The 19773-nt window shown below is 75.7% G+C and carries 20 protein-coding genes; 6 read left to right on the top strand and 14 right to left on the bottom strand.

Going from position 1 to position 19773, the window contains the following annotated elements; all coding sequences use genetic code 11:
* Positions 1–2: 2 nt before the first annotated feature.
* The 3 genes from ACZ79I_RS03480 to ACZ79I_RS03470 are packed head-to-tail and all read left to right on the top strand — an operon-like array spanning position 3 to position 3039.
* Positions 3–1076, top strand: a complete 1074-nt coding sequence (locus tag ACZ79I_RS03480) for a glycoside hydrolase family 130 protein (protein WP_471493947.1) — start codon at positions 3–5, stop codon at positions 1074–1076.
* A complete protein-coding gene (locus ACZ79I_RS03475; protein WP_471493946.1) occupies positions 1073–2737 on the top strand; it encodes a glycoside hydrolase family 13 protein in 1665 nt (554 codons plus the stop codon). The genes ACZ79I_RS03480 and ACZ79I_RS03475 overlap by 4 nt, the downstream gene beginning before the upstream one ends.
* Entirely contained in the window at positions 2734–3039 is a 306-nt protein-coding gene (locus ACZ79I_RS03470) for a hypothetical protein (RefSeq protein ID WP_471493944.1), read from the top strand. The genes ACZ79I_RS03475 and ACZ79I_RS03470 overlap by 4 nt, the downstream gene beginning before the upstream one ends.
* Here ACZ79I_RS03470 and ACZ79I_RS03465 read toward each other — a convergent pair.
* The 3 genes from ACZ79I_RS03465 to ACZ79I_RS03455 all read right to left on the bottom strand — a co-directional run bounded on the left by ACZ79I_RS03465 (position 3025) and on the right by ACZ79I_RS03455 (position 6727).
* Complete coding sequence (locus ACZ79I_RS03465; RefSeq protein ID WP_471504734.1) at positions 3025–5337, bottom strand: heavy metal translocating P-type ATPase; 2313 nt, start codon at positions 5335–5337, stop codon at positions 3025–3027. The genes ACZ79I_RS03470 and ACZ79I_RS03465 overlap by 15 nt on opposite strands.
* 172 nt (positions 5338–5509) lie before the next feature.
* Complete coding sequence (locus tag ACZ79I_RS03460) at positions 5510–6391, bottom strand: universal stress protein (RefSeq protein ID WP_471493943.1); 882 nt, start codon at positions 6389–6391, stop codon at positions 5510–5512.
* 57 nt (positions 6392–6448) lie between these two features.
* Positions 6449–6727, bottom strand: coding sequence for a DUF1918 domain-containing protein (locus tag ACZ79I_RS03455; RefSeq protein ID WP_471493941.1), 279 nt, complete (start codon positions 6725–6727; stop codon positions 6449–6451).
* Positions 6728–6999: 272 nt separating this feature from the next.
* On the opposite strand from ACZ79I_RS03455, the gene ACZ79I_RS03450 reads away from it, so the two are divergent.
* Positions 7000–8445 (top strand): MBL fold metallo-hydrolase RNA specificity domain-containing protein, encoded by a 1446-nt coding sequence (locus tag ACZ79I_RS03450; protein WP_471493940.1) that lies wholly within the window; start codon positions 7000–7002, stop codon positions 8443–8445.
* Between the two features lie 121 nt (positions 8446–8566).
* Here ACZ79I_RS03450 and ACZ79I_RS03445 read toward each other — a convergent pair whose 3' ends face one another.
* Positions 8567–9955 (bottom strand): nicotinate phosphoribosyltransferase, encoded by a 1389-nt coding sequence (locus ACZ79I_RS03445; protein WP_471493938.1) that lies wholly within the window; start codon positions 9953–9955, stop codon positions 8567–8569.
* A 266-nt stretch (positions 9956–10221) separates the two neighbouring features.
* Between ACZ79I_RS03445 and ACZ79I_RS03440 the strand changes: the two genes are divergently transcribed.
* Together ACZ79I_RS03440 and ACZ79I_RS03435 are read left to right on the top strand one after the other, a co-directional pair.
* Positions 10222–10644 carry an Hsp20/alpha crystallin family protein gene (locus tag ACZ79I_RS03440; RefSeq protein WP_471493936.1) on the top strand — a complete coding sequence of 141 codons (423 nt, stop codon included), beginning with the start codon at positions 10222–10224 and terminating at the stop codon, positions 10642–10644.
* Between the two features lie 139 nt (positions 10645–10783).
* A complete protein-coding gene (locus tag ACZ79I_RS03435) occupies positions 10784–11497 on the top strand; it encodes a CBS domain-containing protein (RefSeq protein ID WP_471493934.1) in 714 nt (237 codons plus the stop codon).
* On the opposite strand, the gene ACZ79I_RS03430 is transcribed toward ACZ79I_RS03435, so the two are convergent.
* The 10 genes from ACZ79I_RS03430 to ACZ79I_RS03385 form a co-directional block, all read right to left on the bottom strand.
* Positions 11433–11873, bottom strand: coding sequence for a universal stress protein (locus ACZ79I_RS03430; protein ID WP_471504732.1), 441 nt, complete (start codon positions 11871–11873; stop codon positions 11433–11435). The two genes, ACZ79I_RS03435 and ACZ79I_RS03430, sit on opposite strands and share 65 nt — an antisense overlap.
* Positions 11874–11989: 116 nt before the next feature.
* Positions 11990–12619, bottom strand: coding sequence for a V-type ATP synthase subunit D (locus tag ACZ79I_RS03425; RefSeq protein WP_471493932.1), 630 nt, complete (start codon positions 12617–12619; stop codon positions 11990–11992).
* Positions 12616–14025 (bottom strand): V-type ATP synthase subunit B, encoded by a 1410-nt coding sequence (locus ACZ79I_RS03420; RefSeq protein ID WP_471493930.1) that lies wholly within the window; start codon positions 14023–14025, stop codon positions 12616–12618. Before ACZ79I_RS03420 ends, ACZ79I_RS03425 begins: the two co-directional genes overlap by 4 nt.
* A complete protein-coding gene (locus ACZ79I_RS03415; RefSeq protein ID WP_471493928.1) occupies positions 14022–15782 on the bottom strand; it encodes a V-type ATP synthase subunit A in 1761 nt (586 codons plus the stop codon). The genes ACZ79I_RS03420 and ACZ79I_RS03415 overlap by 4 nt, the downstream gene beginning before the upstream one ends.
* Positions 15770–16285, bottom strand: coding sequence for a hypothetical protein (locus ACZ79I_RS03410; protein WP_471493927.1), 516 nt, complete (start codon positions 16283–16285; stop codon positions 15770–15772). Before ACZ79I_RS03410 ends, ACZ79I_RS03415 begins: the two co-directional genes overlap by 13 nt.
* Positions 16282–16512 carry a hypothetical protein gene (locus ACZ79I_RS03405; RefSeq protein WP_471493925.1) on the bottom strand — a complete coding sequence of 77 codons (231 nt, stop codon included), beginning with the start codon at positions 16510–16512 and terminating at the stop codon, positions 16282–16284. Before ACZ79I_RS03405 ends, ACZ79I_RS03410 begins: the two co-directional genes overlap by 4 nt.
* 2 nt (positions 16513–16514) lie before the next feature.
* On the bottom strand, positions 16515–16931 hold the full coding sequence (locus ACZ79I_RS03400) for an ATP synthase subunit C (RefSeq protein ID WP_471493923.1): 417 nt from the start codon (positions 16929–16931) through the stop codon (positions 16515–16517).
* Positions 16916–18379, bottom strand: a complete 1464-nt coding sequence (locus tag ACZ79I_RS03395; RefSeq protein WP_471493922.1) for a V-type ATPase 116kDa subunit family protein — start codon at positions 18377–18379, stop codon at positions 16916–16918. The genes ACZ79I_RS03400 and ACZ79I_RS03395 overlap by 16 nt, the downstream gene beginning before the upstream one ends.
* The gene (locus ACZ79I_RS03390; protein ID WP_471493920.1) at positions 18366–19307 is read right to left on the bottom strand and encodes a hypothetical protein; all 942 of its coding nucleotides are present in this window, start codon (positions 19305–19307) and stop codon (positions 18366–18368) included. Before ACZ79I_RS03390 ends, ACZ79I_RS03395 begins: the two co-directional genes overlap by 14 nt.
* The gene (locus tag ACZ79I_RS03385) at positions 19304–19741 is read right to left on the bottom strand and encodes a hypothetical protein (protein WP_471493918.1); all 438 of its coding nucleotides are present in this window, start codon (positions 19739–19741) and stop codon (positions 19304–19306) included. The genes ACZ79I_RS03390 and ACZ79I_RS03385 overlap by 4 nt, the downstream gene beginning before the upstream one ends.
* Between the last annotated feature and the right edge of the window lie 32 nt (positions 19742–19773).

Here is a 19773-nt window from a genome sequence, read left to right as displayed (position 1 = left end):
CCGTGTCCCACAGCACCACCACTTCCGTCCCCTACCGCCTCACCCGGGTCGGCGTCGTGATGTCCCCGCTGCCCGGCGAGGCGAACGAGGTGGAGGGCGTGCTCAATCCCGCCTCCGGCCGCACCCCGGACGGCACGCTCCATCTGCTGCCGCGGCTGGTCGCGCAGGGCAACGTCTCCCGGGTCGGGCTCGCCGAGGTGACCGTGCAGGACGGCGTGCCCACCGGAGTGCGGCGCCGCGGCGTGGTCCTCGCCCCCGACGCGGGCTGGGAGCGCGGCAAGAACAACGCCGGGGTGGAGGACCCCCGTACCACCTGGATCGAGTCGCTGGGCCGGCACGTGATGTCGTACGTGGCGTACGGCCCGCTCGGCCCCAAGCCGGCCCTGGCCGTCTCCGAGGACCTGGTGAACTGGGAGCGCCTCGGCCCCCTCCAGTTCGCGTACCAGGCCGACCTCGACACCGACCTCAACCTGTTCCCCAACAAGGACGTCGTGCACTTCCCCGAGCCCGTGCCGGGTCCGGACGGCGAGCTGTGCATCGCCATGCTGCACCGCCCGATGTGGGACCTGGGCTGGTTCCGCCCCGGCGAGGGGGTCCACCTGCCCGCCGGCGTCACCGACGAGCGCCCCGGCATCTGGATCTCCTACGTCCCCTTCGACGAGGCCGAGCGGGACATCCGCGCGCTGGTACGCCCGCGCCACCACCGCCTGGTCGCACTGTCCGAGCACCCCTGGGAAGCGCTCAAGATCGGCGCGGGTCCGGCCCCGATCCGGGTGGAGGAGGGCTGGCTGCTCATCCACCACGGTGTCTCCGGCAGCATCGACGACCCCTTCTCCCCGTCGGGGACCGTGCACTACGCGGCCGGAGCGATGATCCTCGACCCCGCCGACCCCTCCCGGGTCCTCGCGCGCACCGCCGAGCCGCTCATGGCCCCCGAGACCGAGGAGGAGCGCTCCGGCACCGTGCCGAACGTGGTGTTCCCGACCGCCGTCGAGGAGATCGACGGAGTGCGGTACGTCTTCTACGGCATGGCCGACGCCCACATCGGCGTGGCCCGCCTGGACCGGGCCGAGTGAGCGCGGCACCCGAGGCGGGTCCCGGGGCCGGCGGGCCGGACGCGGCCGTTCCCTGGTGGCGGGACGCCGTCTGCTACGAGGTCCACCCCCGCGCCTTCGCCGACGGCGACGGCGACGGCACCGGCGACCTGCGCGGGGCCGCGGAACGCCTCGGTCATCTGCGGTGGCTGGGCGTCGACGCGATGTGGATCACACCCTTCTACCCCTCGCCGCTGGCGGACGGCGGCTACGACATCACCGACCACACCGCGGTCGCCCCCGACCTCGGCACCCCGGCGGACTTCGACGCCCTGGTGGAACGGGCCCACGCGCTGGGCATCAGGGTCCTGGTGGACCTGGTCCCCAACCACACCTCCGACCGGCACCCCTGGTTCCGGGAGGCCGTCGCCGCCGGGCCCGGCAGCCGGGCCAGGGACCGCTACATCTTCCGGCCCGGCCGCGGGGAGGGGGGCGAACTGCCGCCCAACGACTGGCAGTCCGCGTTCGGCGGCCCCGCCTGGACCCGGGTGGCCGAGCCGGACGGCCGCCCCGGCGCCTGGTACCTGCACCTGCACGCGCCGGAGCAGCCGGACCTCAACTGGCACGACCCCGAGGTCGTCGCCGACTTCGAACACACCATGAGGCACTGGCTGGACCGCGGTGTCGACGGCTTCCGGATCGATGTCGCCCACACCCTGTTCAAGGCGGAGGGCCTGCCCGACGCCGGCCCCGGCCAGCACCGGGACGTCCACCGCAACCATCTGATGCCCTACTACGACCAGGAGGAACTGCACCCGCTGTTCCGCCGCTGGCGCGCCCTCCTGGACAGCCATCCCACGCCCTTCGGCCCGGCGGCCGCGGGGGAACGGGTGATGGTGGCCGAGGCCGGCATCTTCGACCGCGACCGGCTGGCCCGCTACGTCAGCCCCGGCGAGATGCAGCAGACCTTCAACTTCGCCTTCCTGGAGTGCGCGTGGGACGGACCGGCGATGCGGGACGTGGTCGAGCAGTCGGTGGCGGCCATGCAGACGGTGGGGGCCCCGGTCACCTGGGTGCTCTCCAGCCATGACGCGGTCCGGCCGGTCACCCGCTACGGCGGCGGCCTGCTCGGTGAGCGCCGGGCCCGCGCCGCCGCCCTGCTGATGCTCGCGCTGCCGGGTGCCGCCTATGTCTACCAGGGCGAGGAACTCGGTCTCCCGCAGGCCGAACTCCCCGACGACCGGCTGCGCGATCCGCTGTGGGAGCGCTCCGGGCACCGGGAACGCGGACGGGACGGATGCCGGGTGCCGCTGCCGTGGGAGGGGGACGCCGCCCCGTACGGCTTCAGCACCGCCGCCCCCGAGGACTGCTGGTTCCCCCAGCCCGGGGACTGGGCGGGGCTGTCCGTCGCGGCGCAGCGGGACGACGGCGACTCCATGCTGGCGCTGTACCGGGCGGCACTGCGGCTGCGGCGCGGCCACCCCGCCTCGGACGCGGCACTGAAGCTCGACGGCCCCGACAGCGGCGAGTGGTTCGGCTTCGAACGCGGGGCGGGACTGCGCTGCGTGGTCAACTTCGGCGCGCGCCCGCTCCCCCTGGAGGAGGACGCCGACGTCCTGCTGTCCAGCGCACCGCTCGACGGCCGGAACATCCCACGGGACACGGCCGTATGGATGACGTACAAGGAGCAGTACGACCAGTGAGTGACAGACCCGGCGTCGACCTCTCCGGCCCGGTGGAGGCATACGACGACCTCTCCGGCCCGGTGGAGGCATGCGACGTCCGCGGCATCGTTCCGGACCGGCTCGACGACGACCTCGCCCGGCTGTTCGGCGCCGCCTTCGTCGAGACGACCGGGACGGACGCGATCGTCACCGGGCACGGCATGCGCCCCAGTTCCGCCGACGTGACCGAGATCGGCCTGTGCTCCACACCCGCGACGAGGTGCTGGGGATCGTCCGCGCCTGAGGGCGGCCGCTCCCGCGCCGCGTCACGGCGCCAGTGAAAAGTAGCTCTCCTCCTCCTGCGTGAAGTGCAGGCGCAGGATCGTGTGCAGCCCGTACAACGACGCGCGCAGATCGTCGAGTTGTTCGGGGCGCAGTCCGCCCTCCTCGTCCGCGAGGTGCACATGGGTGGCGATGCGCCGGGACAGGCGCTCGATCTCGGAGTGGGCGCGGCTCATGGTGTCGGTCGCCTCCGGGCCGAGTTGCCGGTTCAGCGCCGGATACAACTGCTGTTCCTCCGCGTGTTCGTGGGGGAGCAGACGGTCCGTCAGCAGGTGGTGGATCTCGCGCACCGCCTCCAGGGCGCGCGGGCCGTGGTCCGTGGTGAGCAGGCCGGCGGCCTCCCGGATGGCGTCGAGGGTGTCCCTGAGGTCGTCGTGCTCGGTGGCGAACCGGTGGATGAGGCTCTCCGCCTCCGGTTCCAGGGCGGGCCGGGTACCGGGCACGGGAAGCAGCGCCCGCAGCGCGTTGAGGATGACGGCCACGTCGATGGCCTCCTGCAGCAGGGCGCCGGCCGCGGGCGGCAGCCATCCGAAGAGGGCGGCGACCATGGCGGCCAGCGACATCATCATGCCGCCGGCGGCGCTCTGCACCGCGATCCGGCGGGCGCGGGCGGCGATGTCCATCGCGTCGGCCAGGCGCCCCACACGATCCGTGGTGAGGACGATGTCGGACGCCTCCGAGGCCGAGGTGGAGCCCCGGGCCCCCATGGCGACACCGACGTCGGCCGCGGCCAGGGCGGGCGCGTCGTTGACGCCGTCACCGACCATGACGGTGACGGCGCGGTCGCTCTCCGCGCGCACCGCGGCGATCTTGTCCGTGGGCAGTTGACCCGCGCGCACGTCGTCGAGCCCCAGGACCGCGCCCACCTCACGGGCGGGCTCGGGACGGTCCCCGGTGAGCATGAGCAGCCGGTCCAGGCCCGCCGCCCGCAGCCGGCGGATGGTGCGGGGCGCGTCGTGGCGCAGCGGGTCCCGCAGCAGCACGGCTCCGGTGAGCACACCGTCCAGGGTCAGCCAGACGGTGGCCGCCCCGTCGAGCAGGGCCTGGTTGTCCACGGCACGCGCCCATTCGGGCAGTTCGCCCGGGGCCAGGCCGGCCTTGCCGACGGCGACGAGGTGGCCGTCGACGGTGCCGGTGACCCCCCGGCCGGGCTCCTCGGTGACCTCCTTCGGCACCGTCAGGGAAAGACCGCGGGCCCTGGCCTCGTGGACGACGGCCTCGGCGAGGACGTGCGCCGACACCTGGTCGAGCGAGGCGGCCAGCCGCAGCACCTCGGACTGGGACGGCCCGCCGGGGGCGCCGGCCACCTGCAGGACCCGCGGCCGCCCCACGGTCAGGGTGCCGGTCTTGTCGATCACGAGGGTGCGGGCCCGGCCCAGCCGCTCCAGCGCGCCGCCGTCCCGCACCACGACGCCCCGCCGGGCGCACTGGGACAGGCCGGAGACGATGGCCACGGGCGTGGCCAGCAGCAGCGGGCAGGGAGTGGCCACGACGAGGACGGCCACGGCCCGTACCGCCGAGCCGCTGACCGCCCAGGCCACGGCGGCGAGCCCCAGGGACAGGGGCAGGAACCAGGCGGCATAGCGCTCCGCCAGGCGCACCGTGGGGGCCCGCTCGGCCCCGGCCTGCTCGGCCAGCCGGACGATCTCCGCGTAGGTGCTGTCCGCCGCGGTGGCCGTCGCCGTCACCTCGAAGACGCCTGAGGCGTTGACCACGCCGCTGCGCACGGGCTCGCCCTCGGCGCGCTCCACCTGTGCGGACTCGCCGGTCAGCACGGACTCGTCGAGCACCGCCGGGCCCACGGTGACCTCGCCGTCCACCGGGACCACCTCGCCGGGCCCGACCACGAGGACATCACCGGGGACGACCTCGTCCAGCGGCACGACCGAGACCTCCGAGCCGCGCCGGCGGCGCGCCGAACGCGGGGCGTGCTCCAGCAGCGAGCGCAGATCGCGCGAGGCGCGCTGTTCCGCCGCCGTCTCCAGGGTCCGTCCGGTCGCCAGCATCAGACCGATCAGCGCGCCCGCGAGGTATTCGCCCACGGCCAGCGTTCCGGCCAGTGCCAGTACGGCGATCACATCGACGCCGGCCCGTCCCTTGTGCAGAGCGCTCATCACCCAGCCGATCGCCGGAACGACGGCCACGGCGGTCCCCACCGCCCAGAAGACGTCGGCGATGTCCGGCCGGCCCAGGAGCCACGCGATGCCGCCGCCGACCAGCGCGCCCGCCGTCACCACCAGCAGCGCGGCCTCCAGCAGGCGCCGGCCCGGCGGAGTGGCCGACGGGCCCGGGTTCATGGTGCGGCCACCAGGACGGTCGTCGTCATGCATGGTTGCCCTCCACGCCGGTCGGCATCGGTTCGCGCCCCCGCGCCATCCACTCCAGCACCCGCCGCGGGCCACCGGACAGAGCCGGATGGTCCACCGCCCGGGCCGTCGGGACCCCGGGCACGGGCCCGTCCGCGGGGCTTCATTCGGGTGGGTGCGGCACGGCGATGACGGGGCAGCGCGCGTAGCGCAGCACACCCTGGCTCACCGAGCCGAGCATCATGCCGGCGAAGCCGCCGTGCCCCCGGGTCCCCACGACCAGGCCCAGCGCATGGGCGGACTCCTTGGTCAGCACCTCCACGGGATGGCCCGTGACGAGCTCGTGGTGCAGCTCCACGTCCGGATACGTCGCGGCGTGGCCGGCCAGCGTCTCCGAGAGCAGACGCCGGCTCTCCTGCCGCGCCGCGTCCTCGTCGAGCGTCCCCAGCGGCCCGGGCTGCCACACGTACAGCGCCCGCAGCGCCGCACCCCGCAGGGCGGCCTCCTCGAAGGCGAAGTCGACGGCGGCCGCGGACCGGGGGCTGCCGTCCACGCCGACGACGAAGTACGCGGGTTCCTGCGTGATGTGCTCCGGTTCCGGCACCACGACCACCGGGCAGCGGGCGTGCGCCATGACGGGCAGGGCGACCGAGGTGGCGCCGAACACCTCCCTCATCCGGCTCAGATGCCAGGAGCCCACCACCACGGCCGTGGCGTCGTGGCTCTGCTCCCCGAGGACCCACGCCGGGTTCCCCTCCGCCAGCAGTGTGGACACCTCGACCAGCGGCCGCCGGGCCTCCGCGAAGGCCACCGCCGCCTTGAGCACCTGTTCGCCCGCCTCGTGCAGCGCCCGGTTCCACTCCTCCCAGGAGGGCGGCAGCTCCCATCGCCGGTACCCCGCGGTCGGCAGGCCCTCGGCGTGCACCAGCCGCAACGGCACCCGGCGCCGCGCCGCCTCGTCGACGGCCCAGGCCAGCGCCATCCGCCTCGCGGGATCGGGATCGACACCGACCACGATCGGCCGGTGCTCATCGGGTCGGGCCATCGTCATCTCCAGGAGCTCGTTCCCGACACGCCGGTGGGCCGCCGTGGGGCGACGGGCTCATTGCGCGGGCGGCGCCGGGACCAGGTGCTTGACGTACGCGTCGGATCCGGGGAAGTAGAGCGTCACCCGTCCGGTGTCCTCCCAGCGGACGTCGTACGGAGGGCTGCCGTCGGGGTGGTGGAGGCCGACGACCTGGCCGGAGCGGCTGATCACACCGATGGCGGTGCCGCGTACGACGATCTCGTCACCGATGCGGGCGCGCATGCCGTTGCCCGTCGACTCCACCGGGGGGCCCGCGGTGGAGTGGGTCTTGCGGGCCGGTGCGGGTGCGGCCATGGCGCCTCGCCTCCCTCGACGCGGTGGCGGAAAGGACCCAGCCCGCTTCTCGCGGATCCGGACCACGCCGTGCGCGGGTGGGACCGCCGCTCATGGCCCTCGTCCGTGCGCCTGCGCTTCCGGTGGACCCTTTCCGTCACTTTCATGAAAAAACAATCGGTATGCGAATCCAAGGGGCCATTGGTCCCCATTGCGCACCCGTCGGCCCCTGCGGAGGCCGTTGCCGCGGTGCCACGGTGGGCGTACGACCGTCGAGACGAGGAGGCCGGGCCATGGACACGGTGAACGAGACGTCTCCCGCCCCGCCGGCACCCGCCCCGGCCCGGGTACGGCCCGCGCTGCTGACCTTCCTGGGCGGTGTCGGCACCGTCACCGGCAGCAAGTTCCTCGTGGAGAGCGACCACGCCAGGGTCCTCGTCGACTGCGGGCTCTTCCAGGGCCTGGCCGAGCTGCGCAGGCGCAACTGGCGGAAGCTGCCGTGCGACGCCCGCGATATCCAGGCCGTCGTGGTGACCCATGCGCACCTGGACCACTGCGGATACCTGCCCCGACTCGTCCGGGACGGCTTCCGGGGACCGATCCTCACCAGCACCTACACCGCGCGCCTCGCCGAGATCGTGCTGCGCGACAGCGCCCGTCTGCAGATGGAGGCGGCGGCGCACGCCAACGAGCACGGCTGGTCCAAGCACCGCCCCGCCGAACCGCTCTACGACGACGCCGACGTCGACCGCACACTGCGGTACATCGACCCCGTGCCCCTGGACACCGAGGTCGAGGTCACCACGGGAACCACCCTCGTCCTCCGGCACGCGGGGCACATCCTCGGCTCCGCCTGGGCCCTGATGACGCTGGAGGACGGCCACACCCTGGCGGTGAGCGGCGACCTCGGCCGCCCGGGACATCCGCTGCTGGTGCCGGCCGCACCGTTCTCCGGCGCGGACGTGCTGCTGGTGGAGTCCACCTACGGCGACCGCACGCACGACGACGAGGCCGGGCGGGCCCGGTTCGCCGACGTGCTGACCCGCACGCTGCGCCGCGGCGGCATCGTGGTCGTCCCGGCGTTCGCCCTGGACCGCACCGAGGTCGTGCTCGACGAACTGGCCGGACTGCGGCGGGACGGCACCCTGCCGCGCGGAGTGCCCGTCTACGTCGACAGCCCGATGGCCCTCAGAGCGCTGGACGTCTACCGGGACGCGATCCGGGCCCGGGCCGCCGGCCTGCGCGCCGATGTGATGTCGGCCGGCACCACGGCACTGAGCCCCGAGCCGTTCATCGCCGCCAGGACGGTCCAGGAATCCATGGACATCAACGACGCCCGGGGCCCGGCCGTGATCGTGTCGTCGGCCGGGATGGCGACCGGCGGGCGCGTCCTGCACCACCTGCGCAGGCTGCTTCCCGACCCGCGCAACGCCGTGGTGATCGTGGGGTTCGCCGCGCTGGGCACCCGGGCCCGGGACCTCGTGGACGGCGCGCAGTCGCTCAAGATGTTCGGCGAGTACGTTCCCGTACGCGCCGAAGTGGCCGATGTGCCGCACTTCTCGGCCCACGCCGACGGCGGCCAGATCGTCGACTGGCTGCGCGCCGCGCCCGCCCCGCACACCACCTACGTGGTCCACGGGGAACCCGGTGCCTCGACGGCGCTGCGCGACCGCATCGTGCGGGAGCTGGGCTGGAACACCGTGGTGCCCCGGTCCGGTGAGGCGGTTCTCGTCCGCTGAGCGGCCCGCCTCGCCCCGTGGCCCTCCCGGGCCCGCCTCGCCCCGTGGCCCTCCCGGGCCCGCCTTCGTCCGGTCGCCCTCGTCCGGGCGCCCCGTCCGGGCTCCGCCGGGAACCCCGGGATCAGGAGCCGGGGCGGGGGCGTTCCGGCGCACGGTCCCCGCTGCCGGACGCCGCCGCATGCCCCCGGCGGACCTTCCGCTCGATCTCCCCCCGGACCCGGGACGTCAGGTCCTCCAGCGCCTGCGACCGGACCGGACGCAGGGGCTCGGGACCGTCGATCCTGCGTGCCGAGGCGGGCAGGGCCTCGACGTCACGGGTGAAGCGGGCGCGCGCGTCCTCCCACCGGTCCGGCGGGCCCGTCCGCCGGCCGCCCCGCATGACGGTGCGCAGCAGCGGCCGCCCGGAGGGGGGCGGCTCCTCTGCCCACAGGCCGATCACATCGGGCCGCCCGGGGCGGCGGAAGACCTGCTTGCGGCCCGGGGCCGTGGCCTTCGCCGAGGACAGCTTCATCACCGGGCGCCCGTCGTACTCCACGAGCTTGTACGCCATGTCCAGGTACGGGGCGTCCGCGGCCACGCCCACCCGGGTGCCCACCGCGTACACGTCGATCGGGGCCCCGCCGCCCACCAGATCGGCGACGGCGTATTCGTCGAGCCCGCCGCTCGCGACGATGCGCACATCGGTCAGCCCGGAGGCGTCGAGGAGGGCCCGCGCCCGTCGCGCCAGCTGTCCCAGATCCCCGCTGTCCAGGCGGATCGCGCAACCCGGCCCGCGCCCGATCTCCCGGAAGACCCGGGCCGCGGCCATGACGCCCGCCTCGGTGTCGTAGGTGTCGACGAGGAACGTCACCGGGCCGGGGTGCGTGCGAGCGAAGGCACGGAACGCCTCCTCCTCGCCGGGGAAGGCCTCGATGTAGGAGTGGGCCATCGTGCCCGCGGCCGGGATGCCCAGAGCGGTGGCCGCGGCGACGTTGCTGGTGGCGGCGAAACCCACCAGGGCTCCCAGACGGGCCGCCTGCATGCCCGCCCAGGGACCGTGCGTGCGCCGGAGGGAGAAGTCCACCAGGGGCCGGCCGGCCGCCGCCAGGACGCAGCGCGCCGCCTTGGACGCCACCGACGTCTGATGGCACAGCTGGTTGAGCACGGAGGTCTCGACGAGCTGGGCCTGCGGCAGCGGGGCGGTCACCTCCAGCAGGGGCTCCCCGCCGAAGACGACATGCCCTTCCGGTACCGCGCGGACCTCGCCCTCGAAGGCCAGCCCCAGCAGCGGTTCGAGCTCCTCGGGCGGGCGGCGCAGGGCTGCCGCGAAGTCCTCGACGTCCTTGCGTTCCACCCGGTAGCCCGACAGGTAGTCCAGGGTCGGCTCCAGGCCGGCGGCCACCAGGAAGCCGCGGCCGGGCGGCAGGTCGCGGACGTAGAGACTGAAGGTGGCCGGGGCCCGCATGCCCTCCCGCAGGTAGGACAGGGCCATCGTCACTTCGTACAGATCGGTGGTGGTGACATCGGACATGGTGATCGCCACGCGTGCGCCGGGACGGGGAGGGGCCGGGATGACCGGAGCCGGGAGGACCGGGGCCGGGAGGTTCGTTCGTCACCAGTCTGGGGGGCGGCGTCCGGGCACGCACGTGGCCGGCCGGCCCCCGAGGAGGCGTCCCCGGCGGGCGGAAGGGACTTTTGGGTCCCTGAATGGGCTGTTCGGCCTCAGCGGGGAGGGGGCCGCGCGCGGTGCACTGGCAGTGTCAGGAGCCGTGACACCACACCCAAGGAGATACGGCGATGACAGCACTCACACGCCGACAGAGGTTCTCGTTCCCTGAGCTGCCCGAGTGGTTCGAGTCCTTCCCGGCACGTTTCGCGATGCCCACCATGGGCGACCTGTACACGGTCCGGATCGAGGACTACATCGAGAACGACCGGTATGTCATGCGGGCGGAGCTTCCGGGCATCTCCGCCGAGGACATCGACGTCGTCCTGAGCGAGGGCGTGCTGACCGTCAAGGCCGAGCGCACCGAACGCGAGGTGGAGAAGAACCGCAGCGAGATCCGCTACGGCTCCATGAGCCGCAGCGTCACCCTGCCGCCCAGCGCCAACGAGGACGACGTCAAGGCCGACTACGCCGACGGGATGCTCACCGTCAGCGTGGGCCTCGGAGGCGAGAAGGCCGAGGCCAAGCACATCGAGGTCAAGCACGGCGCGTGAGCGCGCCGGCGCCACCGCGTGCGCCGGGACGCGGCCGCGTCCCGGCGCACGGCACCCTCTGTGGTGGCGCACCGCACGCTCAGGAACACCGGCACCGGGGCGCGCCGCCCGGAGGCGACCGGAAGGGAGCCGGCGAGCGATGAGGCACCGCAGCGTTGGCGATCTCATGACACCGACCGCAGTGAGCGTGCGACCGGGCACGGCGTTCAAGGAGATCGCACGGCTCCTCGACGAGTACGACATCACGGCCGTGCCGGTGGTCGACGACGACGGCCGGCCCCTGGGAGTGGTGTCCGAGGCCGACCTCCTGCACAAGCAGACGTCCGAGGGCGCCGGAAGCACCGCCCGGGACCTGATGACGAGCCCCGCCGTGGTCGCGGACGCGGACTGGAGCGTGGTCCACGCCGCGCGGGCCATGGAGCGCCGCAAGGTCAAGCGACTGCCGGTGGTGGACGCCACGGGCCGGCTGATCGGTGTGATCAGCCGCAGCGACCTGGTGCAGCTCTTCCTGCGCAGGGACCGCGCGATCCAGGAGGAGATCGTCGAGGACGTCATCGTCCGCACGCTCGGCCTGCCGCCCTCGGCGCTGACCGTCGACGTCACCGACGGCAGGGTCACGCTGAGCGGCAGCGTGGAGCGCAGGAGCCTGGTTCCCGTCACCGTGCGGCTGTGCGAGAGCGTCGACGGGGTGGTGGACGTCGATGCCCGGCTCCGCTTCGACCGGGACGACACCGCGGACGACACCGCGGACGACACCGCGGCCGGGACTGCGGCCGGGACCGCCCCGCTCACGAGGACGGAGGGCGGACGATCACCACGGGACACGTCGCGTGATGCGCCACCTCCAGGCTGACCGAGCCCAGCAGCGCACGGGCGATACCGCCCCGCCCCCGGCTGCCCACGACCAGGGCCTGCGCTCCCTCCGCCGCCGACAGCAGGACGTCGGTGGGGTTGCCGCGCACCAGGCGGACGCGCACCGAGGCGGCCGCCTCGTCACCCAGCGCGTCCCTCAGCTCCCTCAGCTGCCGTTGCCGGGCGCTCTCCAGGTCGACGTCGGCGTCCGCGGAGGTGGGGGCGAACCAGCCCTGGGGCACGTCCCACGCGGTCACCGCGTCCACCGTCGCGCCGGTCAGCTCCGCATGCCGGACCGCCCAGCGCAGCGCCTCCCACGACGACGGTGACCCGTCGACACCCACCACGACCCGCGGACCGAGGGCGCTGCCGTCCATGCCGTCCCACCTCTCGTGCACGCCCCCGCACCTGCCGCACCACCAGGCTGCGGGGCCGCACGGCCGTCCGCCATGGGAGCGCGTCCGAGGGCGTGGCGGACGTGCCGCGCGGGCGCTCAGCGCCGCGGCCGCCGAGGGGCCGAGGCGGCCCAGCGGCGTCGTACGGACTCCTCGTGCTCCGCCTCCTCCAGGGCCAGTTCCACCGCCGCCAGGTCCCGCGTCAGCCGGGGGATCCAGTGCCGGCGCAGCGCACGGACCCGCCGCCGGGTCCGTCCGGCCTCGGCACCGACCACCTCCGCCGCCGTGCGGGCGGCGGCGTGCTCGGCGGCGGCACGCACCGCCGCCCGGTAGGCGGTCTCGGCGTGCGCGAGGGCGGTGTTCCCCGGCGTCCGTTCCGACGGTGAGCGCACGGGCGGGGCCACGGACGCGCCGGACGGGTGGGGCACGCCCATCAGGGACGTCCAGGCGACGTCGACCCGGGCCCGGGCGGCCGGGACCGCATCGGCCAGGGCCCGTTCACCGCCGAGCAGCAGCCCGCGCACGAGCCAGGTCTCGGCCTCGGCGAGCCGTTCCCGCCATGCGCGGCCCGCCTCGTCCGCCGCCCGCCGCAGTTCCCGCTCCCGGTCGAGCAGCAGCCGGAGCTTGCGCTCCAGCAGATCCGCTCCCCGCAGCGCGGTGTCGAGACCGTGCCGCAGCCGCAGGCGCCCCGCGCGCCCGGGGGGCACCCGGTGCCGACGCGGGCTCACGAGCGCCCCTCCTCGCCCGCGCCGCCGTCGCGGGCGACGAGGTGGCCGTCGAGCAGGGCCGCCGGGATCATGGCGAGCTGGCTGCGCGGCAGGGTCCGCAGCACGTCCCAGGCACGGTCGAGGGCTTCCTCCAGCGGCCGGTCCTCGTCGGTGCCCTGGGCCAGGAACGAGCGCAGGAACGCGTCCTCCAGGTCCAGATACCGGTGGTCGGTGGGGCTCAGCGCCGGCCGGCCGATCAGGTCGGCGAGTTCCCGCACCTGCCGGGCGCGGGCCAGCGCGGCGATCAGCTGCGCGGCCACGTGCGGATGGTCGGCGCGGGTCCGTCCCTCGCCCGCCCCCTTGCGCATCAGCCGGGACAGCGAGGCGAGCGGGTCCACGGGCGGATACGTGCCGCGGGCGTGGACCTCCGCGGACAGCACGATCTGACCCTCCGTGATGTAACCGGTCAGGTCGGGCACGGGGTGGGTGATGTCGCCCGCCGGCATCGTGAGCACCGGCAGCACGGTCACCGACCCCGGGCGCCCTTCGATCCTGCCGCACCGCTCGTACAGGGACGCGAGGTCGCTGTAGAGGTAGCCGGGGTAGGCGCGGCGGGCAGGGATCTCACCGCGCGCGGCGGACACCTCCCGCAGTGCCTCGGAGTAGGCCGTCATGTCCGTCATCACCACCAGGACGTGGCGGCCCTCCGCGAACGCGAGGTGCTCGGCGACCGTCAGCGCCAGCCGCGGCGTCAGCAGCCGCTCGATCACCGGATCGTCGGCGGTGTTCAGCAGCAGCACCAGCTCCCGCGCGGCGGAGCGCTCGGCCAGCCCGTCGCGGACGAAGGCGGCGTCCGCGTGCGTGAGCCCCATGCCGGCGAACACCACGGCGAACGCCTCGCCGCCGCAGGTGGCCTGGGCGGCGATCTGCACCGCCAGTTCGAGGTGCGGCAGCCCCGCGGCCGAGAACACCGGAAGCTTCTGGCCCCGCACGAGGGTGGTCAGGACGTCGACGGCGCCCACTCCGGTCAGCACCGGCTCGGTCGGCGGCCGGCGGCGCACCGGATTGATCGGCGCCCCGCCGACCGCGGCGTCCGTGCGGCCGAGGACCCGCGGCCCGCCGTCCACCGGCTCGCCCCGCCCGTTGCACACCCGGCCCAGCCACCCGGAGCCCACCGGGATCCGCAGCGGGCTGCCGGAGAACGCGATGCGGGTACCACCCGGGTCCATCCCCGCCGTGTCCTCCAGAACCTGCACCACCGCCAGGTCCCGGTCCACCTCCAGGACCAGTCCGTGGCGCCGCTCGCCGGAGTCGAGGACGATCGTGGCGAACTCGTCCCAGCCCACGCCGGCCACCCCCTCGACGACCACGAGCGGCCCGCGCAGCTCCCGCACTCCCGTGTACTCGATCTCGCCCGGCGCGCTCACGCCGGCTCCCCGAGCCGCGCCAGCACCGTGTCGCGGGCCGCCGCCACGGACGCGGTGTCGCCGGGCCCGGCCTCCTCACGGGCCCGCAGCAGCGGAGTGAAGTCGACGGCTTCCACGGCGTCCGCGCGGGCGCCGGAGTCCGCCAGCGCGGCACAGCGGTCGATCACCGCCAGCACCGCGTCCGCCAGGGCCGCCGTCTTCGCGGGCGTGCAGTAGGCGTCCGACGGGGACAGCGCGCTCTGCTGGACGAGCCCCTCCCGCAACAGCCGGCCGGCCAGCACACTGACCCGTTCCCGCGGCGGCAGCGCCGTGACCCCGACCAGTTCCACCAGGTCGGCCAGCCGGTCCGCCTCGGCGAGCAGTCCGGCCACCCGCCCGCGCCGCTCGGCCCACTCGGCGTCGCCGGCCAGGGCGTGCCGGGCGGCCAGTGCGGCGGCGTCCCGGGAGAAGGAGTCCGCCCAGGAGATCGCCGGATAGTGGCGCGCGTAGGCGAGGTCGCGGTCGAGGCTCCACAGGCAGCGCACAAACCGCTCGGTGTGCGCCGTGACCGGCTCGGTGAGGTCCCCGCCGGGCGGCGACACCGCACCGATGACGGTGACCGAACCGGTGGCGCCGCCCAGGGTGCGCACCGCCGCGGCCCGCTCGTAGAAGGCGGCCAGCTCCGAGGCGAGCCGCGCGGGGTAGCCCTCCTCGGCGGGCAGTTCGCCCATCCGGGAGGCGAACTCGCGCAGCGCCTCCGCCCAGCGGGAGGTCGAGTCGGCGATCACGACCACGTCGAGCCCCATGTCCCGGAAGTACTCGGCGACCGTCGCGCCCGTGTGCACGCTCGTCTCACGGGCCATCATCGGCATGTTCGAGGTGTTCGCGACGGTGACCGTGCGCTGCGACAGCCGGCCCCCGGTGCGCGGGTCGGTCAGCTCGGACAGCTCCTCGATGACATCGGCCATCTCGTTGCCGCGCTCCCCGCAGCCCACGTACACGATCACGTCCGCGTCGCACCACTTGGCGATCTGCTGCAGCAGCATGGTCTTGCCGGTGCCGAAACCGCCCGGCACGGCGACCGTGCTGCCGCGGGCCACCGGGAAGAGCAGGTCGACCGCCCGCTGCCCGGTGTGCAGCGGCACGACGGCCGGCAGCCGCTCCCGCACCGGCCGCGGTCTGCGCACCGGCCAGTCCTGGGCCATCCGCACCTCGTACCCGTCCACCACGGCCACCACCGCGTCCTCGGCGAGGTCTCCCGCCGGGGCGACCCATGTCAGCGCCCCCGAACGGCCGGGGGGCACCAGGACACGCAGCGGCACCGAGGCCCCGACGTCGCCGAGGACGTCCCCCGCCGCGACCCGCGCGCCCTCGGCCACCCGAGGGGTGAACGGCCAGGTGCGATCGTCCGCCTCCGCGGCGCGCCCGCCCGCCCCGAGCAGGTCACCGGCCTGGGCCAGGGGGCGGAGCAGACCGTCGAAGACCCCGCCCAGCAGCCCCGGCCCCAGCCGCACCGTGAGCGGACCGCCCCTGGGCCGGGCCGGCCCGCCGGGTGCCAGACCGCCGGTGTACTCGTACGCCTGCACGGTGACGACGTCCCCGCGGATCGCCACCGCCTCGCCCGGCAGCCGGTCCTCGCCGAGCAGGACCACGTCGTGCATGGCGACGCCCTCGGCGCAGGCGATCTCCACCAGGGGCCCCGCCACCCGCAGCACCCGCGGCGCTCCGCCGCCGGCGCCGCGGCGCACCGCGGCGGGCGGCGACGTCACGGCGCCCACAGGGCCTCCGCCCGGGCGCCGCACCGCTCCAGCGCGCGGTCCGCGAGGGCGTCCGCCGTGAGATCGGCCCGGCGGCCGCCGGCCACGCCCGTCACCCCGCCGTCGGCGGCGGCCGTGACCCGTGCGCCGGGCCCGAGCAGCGCCCGCGCCCGCTCCGCGAGCCGGGAGCGCAGGGCGGCGTCCGACGCCAGGGCGTCGCGAACGGCGGCGCGGGTGCGGGCACGCAGCTGCGCGTAGACCTCGGCGCGCGCCGCGAGCTCCCGTGCCCAGGCGTCCTGGCGGGCCCGCACCCGTTCACGGGCCGCCGCGGCGGCACCGTCCGCCGCGCCCCGCGCCCGCGCCCGGCCGAGCACCGCATCGGCCTCCGCCCGCGCGGCCCGCAGCGCCTCCTCCGCGTCCGCCCGGGCGCCGGCCAGCACGGCGTCGGCGTCCGCCCGTGCCGCGCGGAGCAGTTCCGCGCGGACGGGGGCCAGCGCGTCGGCGCCCGCGGTGCCGGCGGTCACGGCGGCATCACCGCGGTCAGCGGACGGGAGGGATCCGGCCCGGCCGTTCCGTCGCGGCGCAGGACGTCCGCCGCCTCGGCGGTCACGATGACCAGCGACACCGTCCCGGGCAGCGCCCGCCAGGCCCGGCGGACGGCGTCGGCGTCCTCCGCGACCAGGACGTCGACACCGGCCAGGGCCAGCCCGCCCACCCTGGCCCGGGCGCCGATCGCGGCCACGGTGCCCATCGTCACGCCTTCCCGATCAGCAGGATCGCGACCACCAGGCCATAGACCGCGATGCCCTCGGCCAGCCCGACGATCACGATGGCGCGGCCGAACAACTCGGGACGCTCGCTCAGCGCGGCCAGCGCCGCGGCGCCGGTGTACGAGACGGCGATGGCGGCGCCGATCGACGCGCTGGCCACCGCGATGGCCGCGCCGATCAGAGCGGATCCGTTGGGGGCGGCCGTCGCGGCGGCCTGTGCGTGCGCGCCCTGCGCCGACGCCGACAGGGCCGTCGCGAGGAGCACACCGGCACCCGCCAGCAGAGCGAGGTTCGTCGCCAGCAGCCAGCGGAACGCGCGTTTCGCCCGGCGCCGCCGCAGCAGCCGGACGGCGGCGAGCGCCGCGGCCGGGACGGGCAGGACCATCAACCAGGTGAGCACGTGGTCGCCTCCGTTTCGGGTTCGGCCGGTGCCGCCGGCGGAACATGCCAGGGGCGGAAGGGGCGGCCCTCCGTCTCGAACAGCCGCGAGAAGATTTCGTAGTACTCCAGCCGCAGCGCCTGCACCCCGGCCACCAGGGCCTCCAGACCGAAGGACACGGCGGTGCCCACGGCGAAGAGCGCCGCCGCCCCCACCGCCCCCGCGGCCCCCCGGCCCGCCAGGCCGGCGGTGCCCTGCCACACCAGGCCGGCGAGCGCGGCGTGGGTGAGGCCGAAGGCCGCGAGCCGCGCGAACGACAGGGTGTTGGTGCCCGCCCGCACGACCACGTCGAACACCCGCAGCCCCGTCTCCGCGAATCCCTCGGGGCCGCCCGCGGTGGCCCGGAACAGCCCCACCGCCAGCAGCGGCAGCCCGGCCGCGGCGAGCGCCGCCCCCGGGACGGCCACGGCCGGCCGGTGCAGGAGGAGACCGGCCGCCGACAGCGCGAGCCCCAGGAAGAACAGCAGACCGGCGCCGCCGGACGCCGCGTACAGGGCCTTGCCCGGACCGCCCTCGCGCAGGCGGTTGACCGCGCCGGCCGCGTGGGCGAGCGCGAGCAGGACCGCCCCGAACACGACCGCCGCGGCGAGCAGCCGCTCCGGGCTCTCCAGCGGGCTCAGCCAGAGCACCGGCAGCACACCCGTCGGCCCGAAGAACTCGCCGTAGGCCGCGCCCGCGACCATGGCCACCAGCCCGGCACCGGCGAGGAAGGGCCACAGGCGGCGGAACCGGGCGAGCCGGCGGGGCCGTCCCCGCCGCAACGCCAGCGCCCCGAGCAGCAGCAGCGCCCCGTGACCCACGTCCCCGAACATCATCCCGAACATGACGACGTACGCGACGCCCGCCGGCCAGGAGGGGTCGAGGTCCGCGTACGGCAGGGTGCCGTACGTCGTCACCAGCGGCGTGAACGACCCGGCCGGCGCGGACCGCAGCTGGGTGGGGGGATCGGTCCCGCGCGGCACCCGCAGCGGCACCAGCGCGCCACCGGCGGCCGCGAGGCGCCGGGCGAGCCGTGGCACCTCGGCCGCCGGGCACCATCCGGCGAGCGCGGACACCTCCCCGCGCCGGACGGCACCCCGGGCGCGCTCCTCCAGCTGCGCCTCACCCGCCAGCAGATCCAGGCTGCGCCGCCGTTCGAGGGCGTCGAGATCGGGTGCCGACGGGGCCAGCACCGGGGCCCGGCCGGACGGCGGCACGGTGTCCGCGGCCGCGGGCGGGACCGACTCGGGACGGCCCTGCAGCCGCTGCAGCCGCCGGGCCGCCGGTCCCGGCGGCTCTTCCTCGGCCCGGTCCAGCTCGACGCAGCCCGCCTCGGCGATCCGCACCAGCGTGTCCCGCAGCGCCGTGTGCGGCACGATCACCGCGACGCGTCGCATGGGCACCGGTGTCATCGCCTCAGGCCAGGGCATCGAACACCTCCAGCGGCCGTCCTCCCCGGGCCGCGGACTCCAGGGCCGCCCGCACCCGCCAGGCGTCCGCGGACAGCACCCCGACGGCGCCCACGACCGCCCGCGGCCCGTAGCCGCCGTCGCGCAGCAGGGCGGCGCCCTCCCGGTGGAGCACCCGCCACCAGCGGGCCTCCGCGCGCCACAGCCCGCCCGGCTCCTCGACGTCCGCCAGGACCCAGCGGGCCGCCGACGGCAGCCGCTCGCGGAAGTCCCGGAACGACGCCGCGTCGACCGCCCGGGGCCCCAGGAGTTCCACCGCGTCCCGGCGTACGGGCCCCGGCAGACGGCGCTCGTGCACGAACCGTTCGCGCGCCGCCAGCAGGGCGGCGCGCCCCCGGGCCCAGCGGCGGGCCGGCTCCACCTCCGCGGAGGTACGCCGGGCGGCCGCCATCCGCATGCCGGTGACCAGCGCCCAGGGCGTCTCGGCCCCCGGGTCTCCCCAGGGCGAGGCCCTGAGCGCGGCACGCAGCTGGGTGGGCGTCGGGGCCCGTTCCAGGGCCCGCCACGCGGTCTCCAGGGCACCCAGCCGGTACGGCGGCCGGGCAGGGGCCTCTCCATCCGCCCCGGGACCGTCGCGGGCCGTCAGCCGGGACGCCACGTTGGCGATCTCGAAACCCGCGGCGAGCGGGCGGAGCAGGGCCGCCCCGCCCGGGGGCAGCCATCCGGCGAGCACCCGCAGATGCCACAGCAGCGTCGCCATGACCGCGCGCTGCGCCTCCGGCAGGCCGACGGCCGGCCGCGCGTACCTGCGATACGGCGTCCCGGCCAGGCGGCGCACGGCGTCGTCGAGCGACGCGGCCGCCGCGATCTGGCGGGCGCCGCCCGGGCCCGGGCACCGGCGGGTCAGGTCGCGGGCCCTGACCACGCCCGCGACCCAGCCGGCACTCACGGCGCCCCTCCCGCCCGGTCCGTGACGTCCAGGGCGTCGGCCACCACATGGCCGACCAGGTCCGGCAGGCGCTCCCGGGCCCGCTCGCGCACCAGTGAGGCGGTGTGCTCCCCGGCGGCGCGCAGGGCCTCGGCCTCCCGCAGGGCGGCCCGCCGCGCGGGCGCCGCGGCCTGCTGCCGCACCCGTGGCGCCCCGGCCCGGGCCGCGGCGACGATCTCCGCCGCCTGCCGCGCGGCGTCCCGCCGTATCGTGTCGGCCTCGCGCTCGGCCGCGGCCCGGATGCGGGCCGCCTCCCGCTGAACCTCTGTCAGCCGCGCGAGGGACGGCTCCAGTTCCGCCGCGCGCTCCGCCGCCCGGTCGGCGGGGACTCCGGTGGCGGCTGCTCCCGGTGTGCCGGTCGGACGGAACCGCGCGAGGAAGTCCCGCAGGCTCATCACGGGCGTCCTCCTGACGGTCTGCTCCTCCT

It is taken from the genome of Streptomyces sp. PSU-S4-23, from assembly GCF_055632315.1.
This window is presented reverse-complemented; position numbering and strand designations above follow the sequence as displayed.

Bases quoted from the DNA above. Each gene is read 5' to 3' on its own strand.
- ACZ79I_RS03445 (WP_471493938.1), bottom strand. From the start codon at position 9,955: ATGTCCGATGTCACCACCACCGATCTGTACGAAGTGACGATGGCCCTG.
- ACZ79I_RS03450 (WP_471493940.1), top strand. From the start codon at position 7,000: ATGGACACGGTGAACGAGACGTCTCCCGCCCCGCCGGCACCCGCCCCG.
- ACZ79I_RS03465 (WP_471504734.1), bottom strand. From the start codon at position 5,337: ATGAACCCGGGCCCGTCGGCCACTCCGCCGGGCCGGCGCCTGCTGGAG.
- ACZ79I_RS03405 (WP_471493925.1), bottom strand. From the start codon at position 16,512: ATGGGCACCGTGGCCGCGATCGGCGCCCGGGCCAGGGTGGGCGGGCTG.
- ACZ79I_RS03395 (WP_471493922.1), bottom strand. From the start codon at position 18,379: ATGCCCTGGCCTGAGGCGATGACACCGGTGCCCATGCGACGCGTCGCG.
- ACZ79I_RS03430 (WP_471504732.1), bottom strand. From the start codon at position 11,873: ATGGACGGCAGCGCCCTCGGTCCGCGGGTCGTGGTGGGTGTCGACGGG.
- ACZ79I_RS03435 (WP_471493934.1), top strand. From the start codon at position 10,784: ATGAGGCACCGCAGCGTTGGCGATCTCATGACACCGACCGCAGTGAGC.
- ACZ79I_RS03455 (WP_471493941.1), bottom strand. From the start codon at position 6,727: ATGGCCGCACCCGCACCGGCCCGCAAGACCCACTCCACCGCGGGCCCC.
- ACZ79I_RS03460 (WP_471493943.1), bottom strand. From the start codon at position 6,391: ATGGCCCGACCCGATGAGCACCGGCCGATCGTGGTCGGTGTCGATCCC.
- ACZ79I_RS03385 (WP_471493918.1), bottom strand. From the start codon at position 19,741: ATGAGCCTGCGGGACTTCCTCGCGCGGTTCCGTCCGACCGGCACACCG.
- ACZ79I_RS03440 (WP_471493936.1), top strand. From the start codon at position 10,222: ATGACAGCACTCACACGCCGACAGAGGTTCTCGTTCCCTGAGCTGCCC.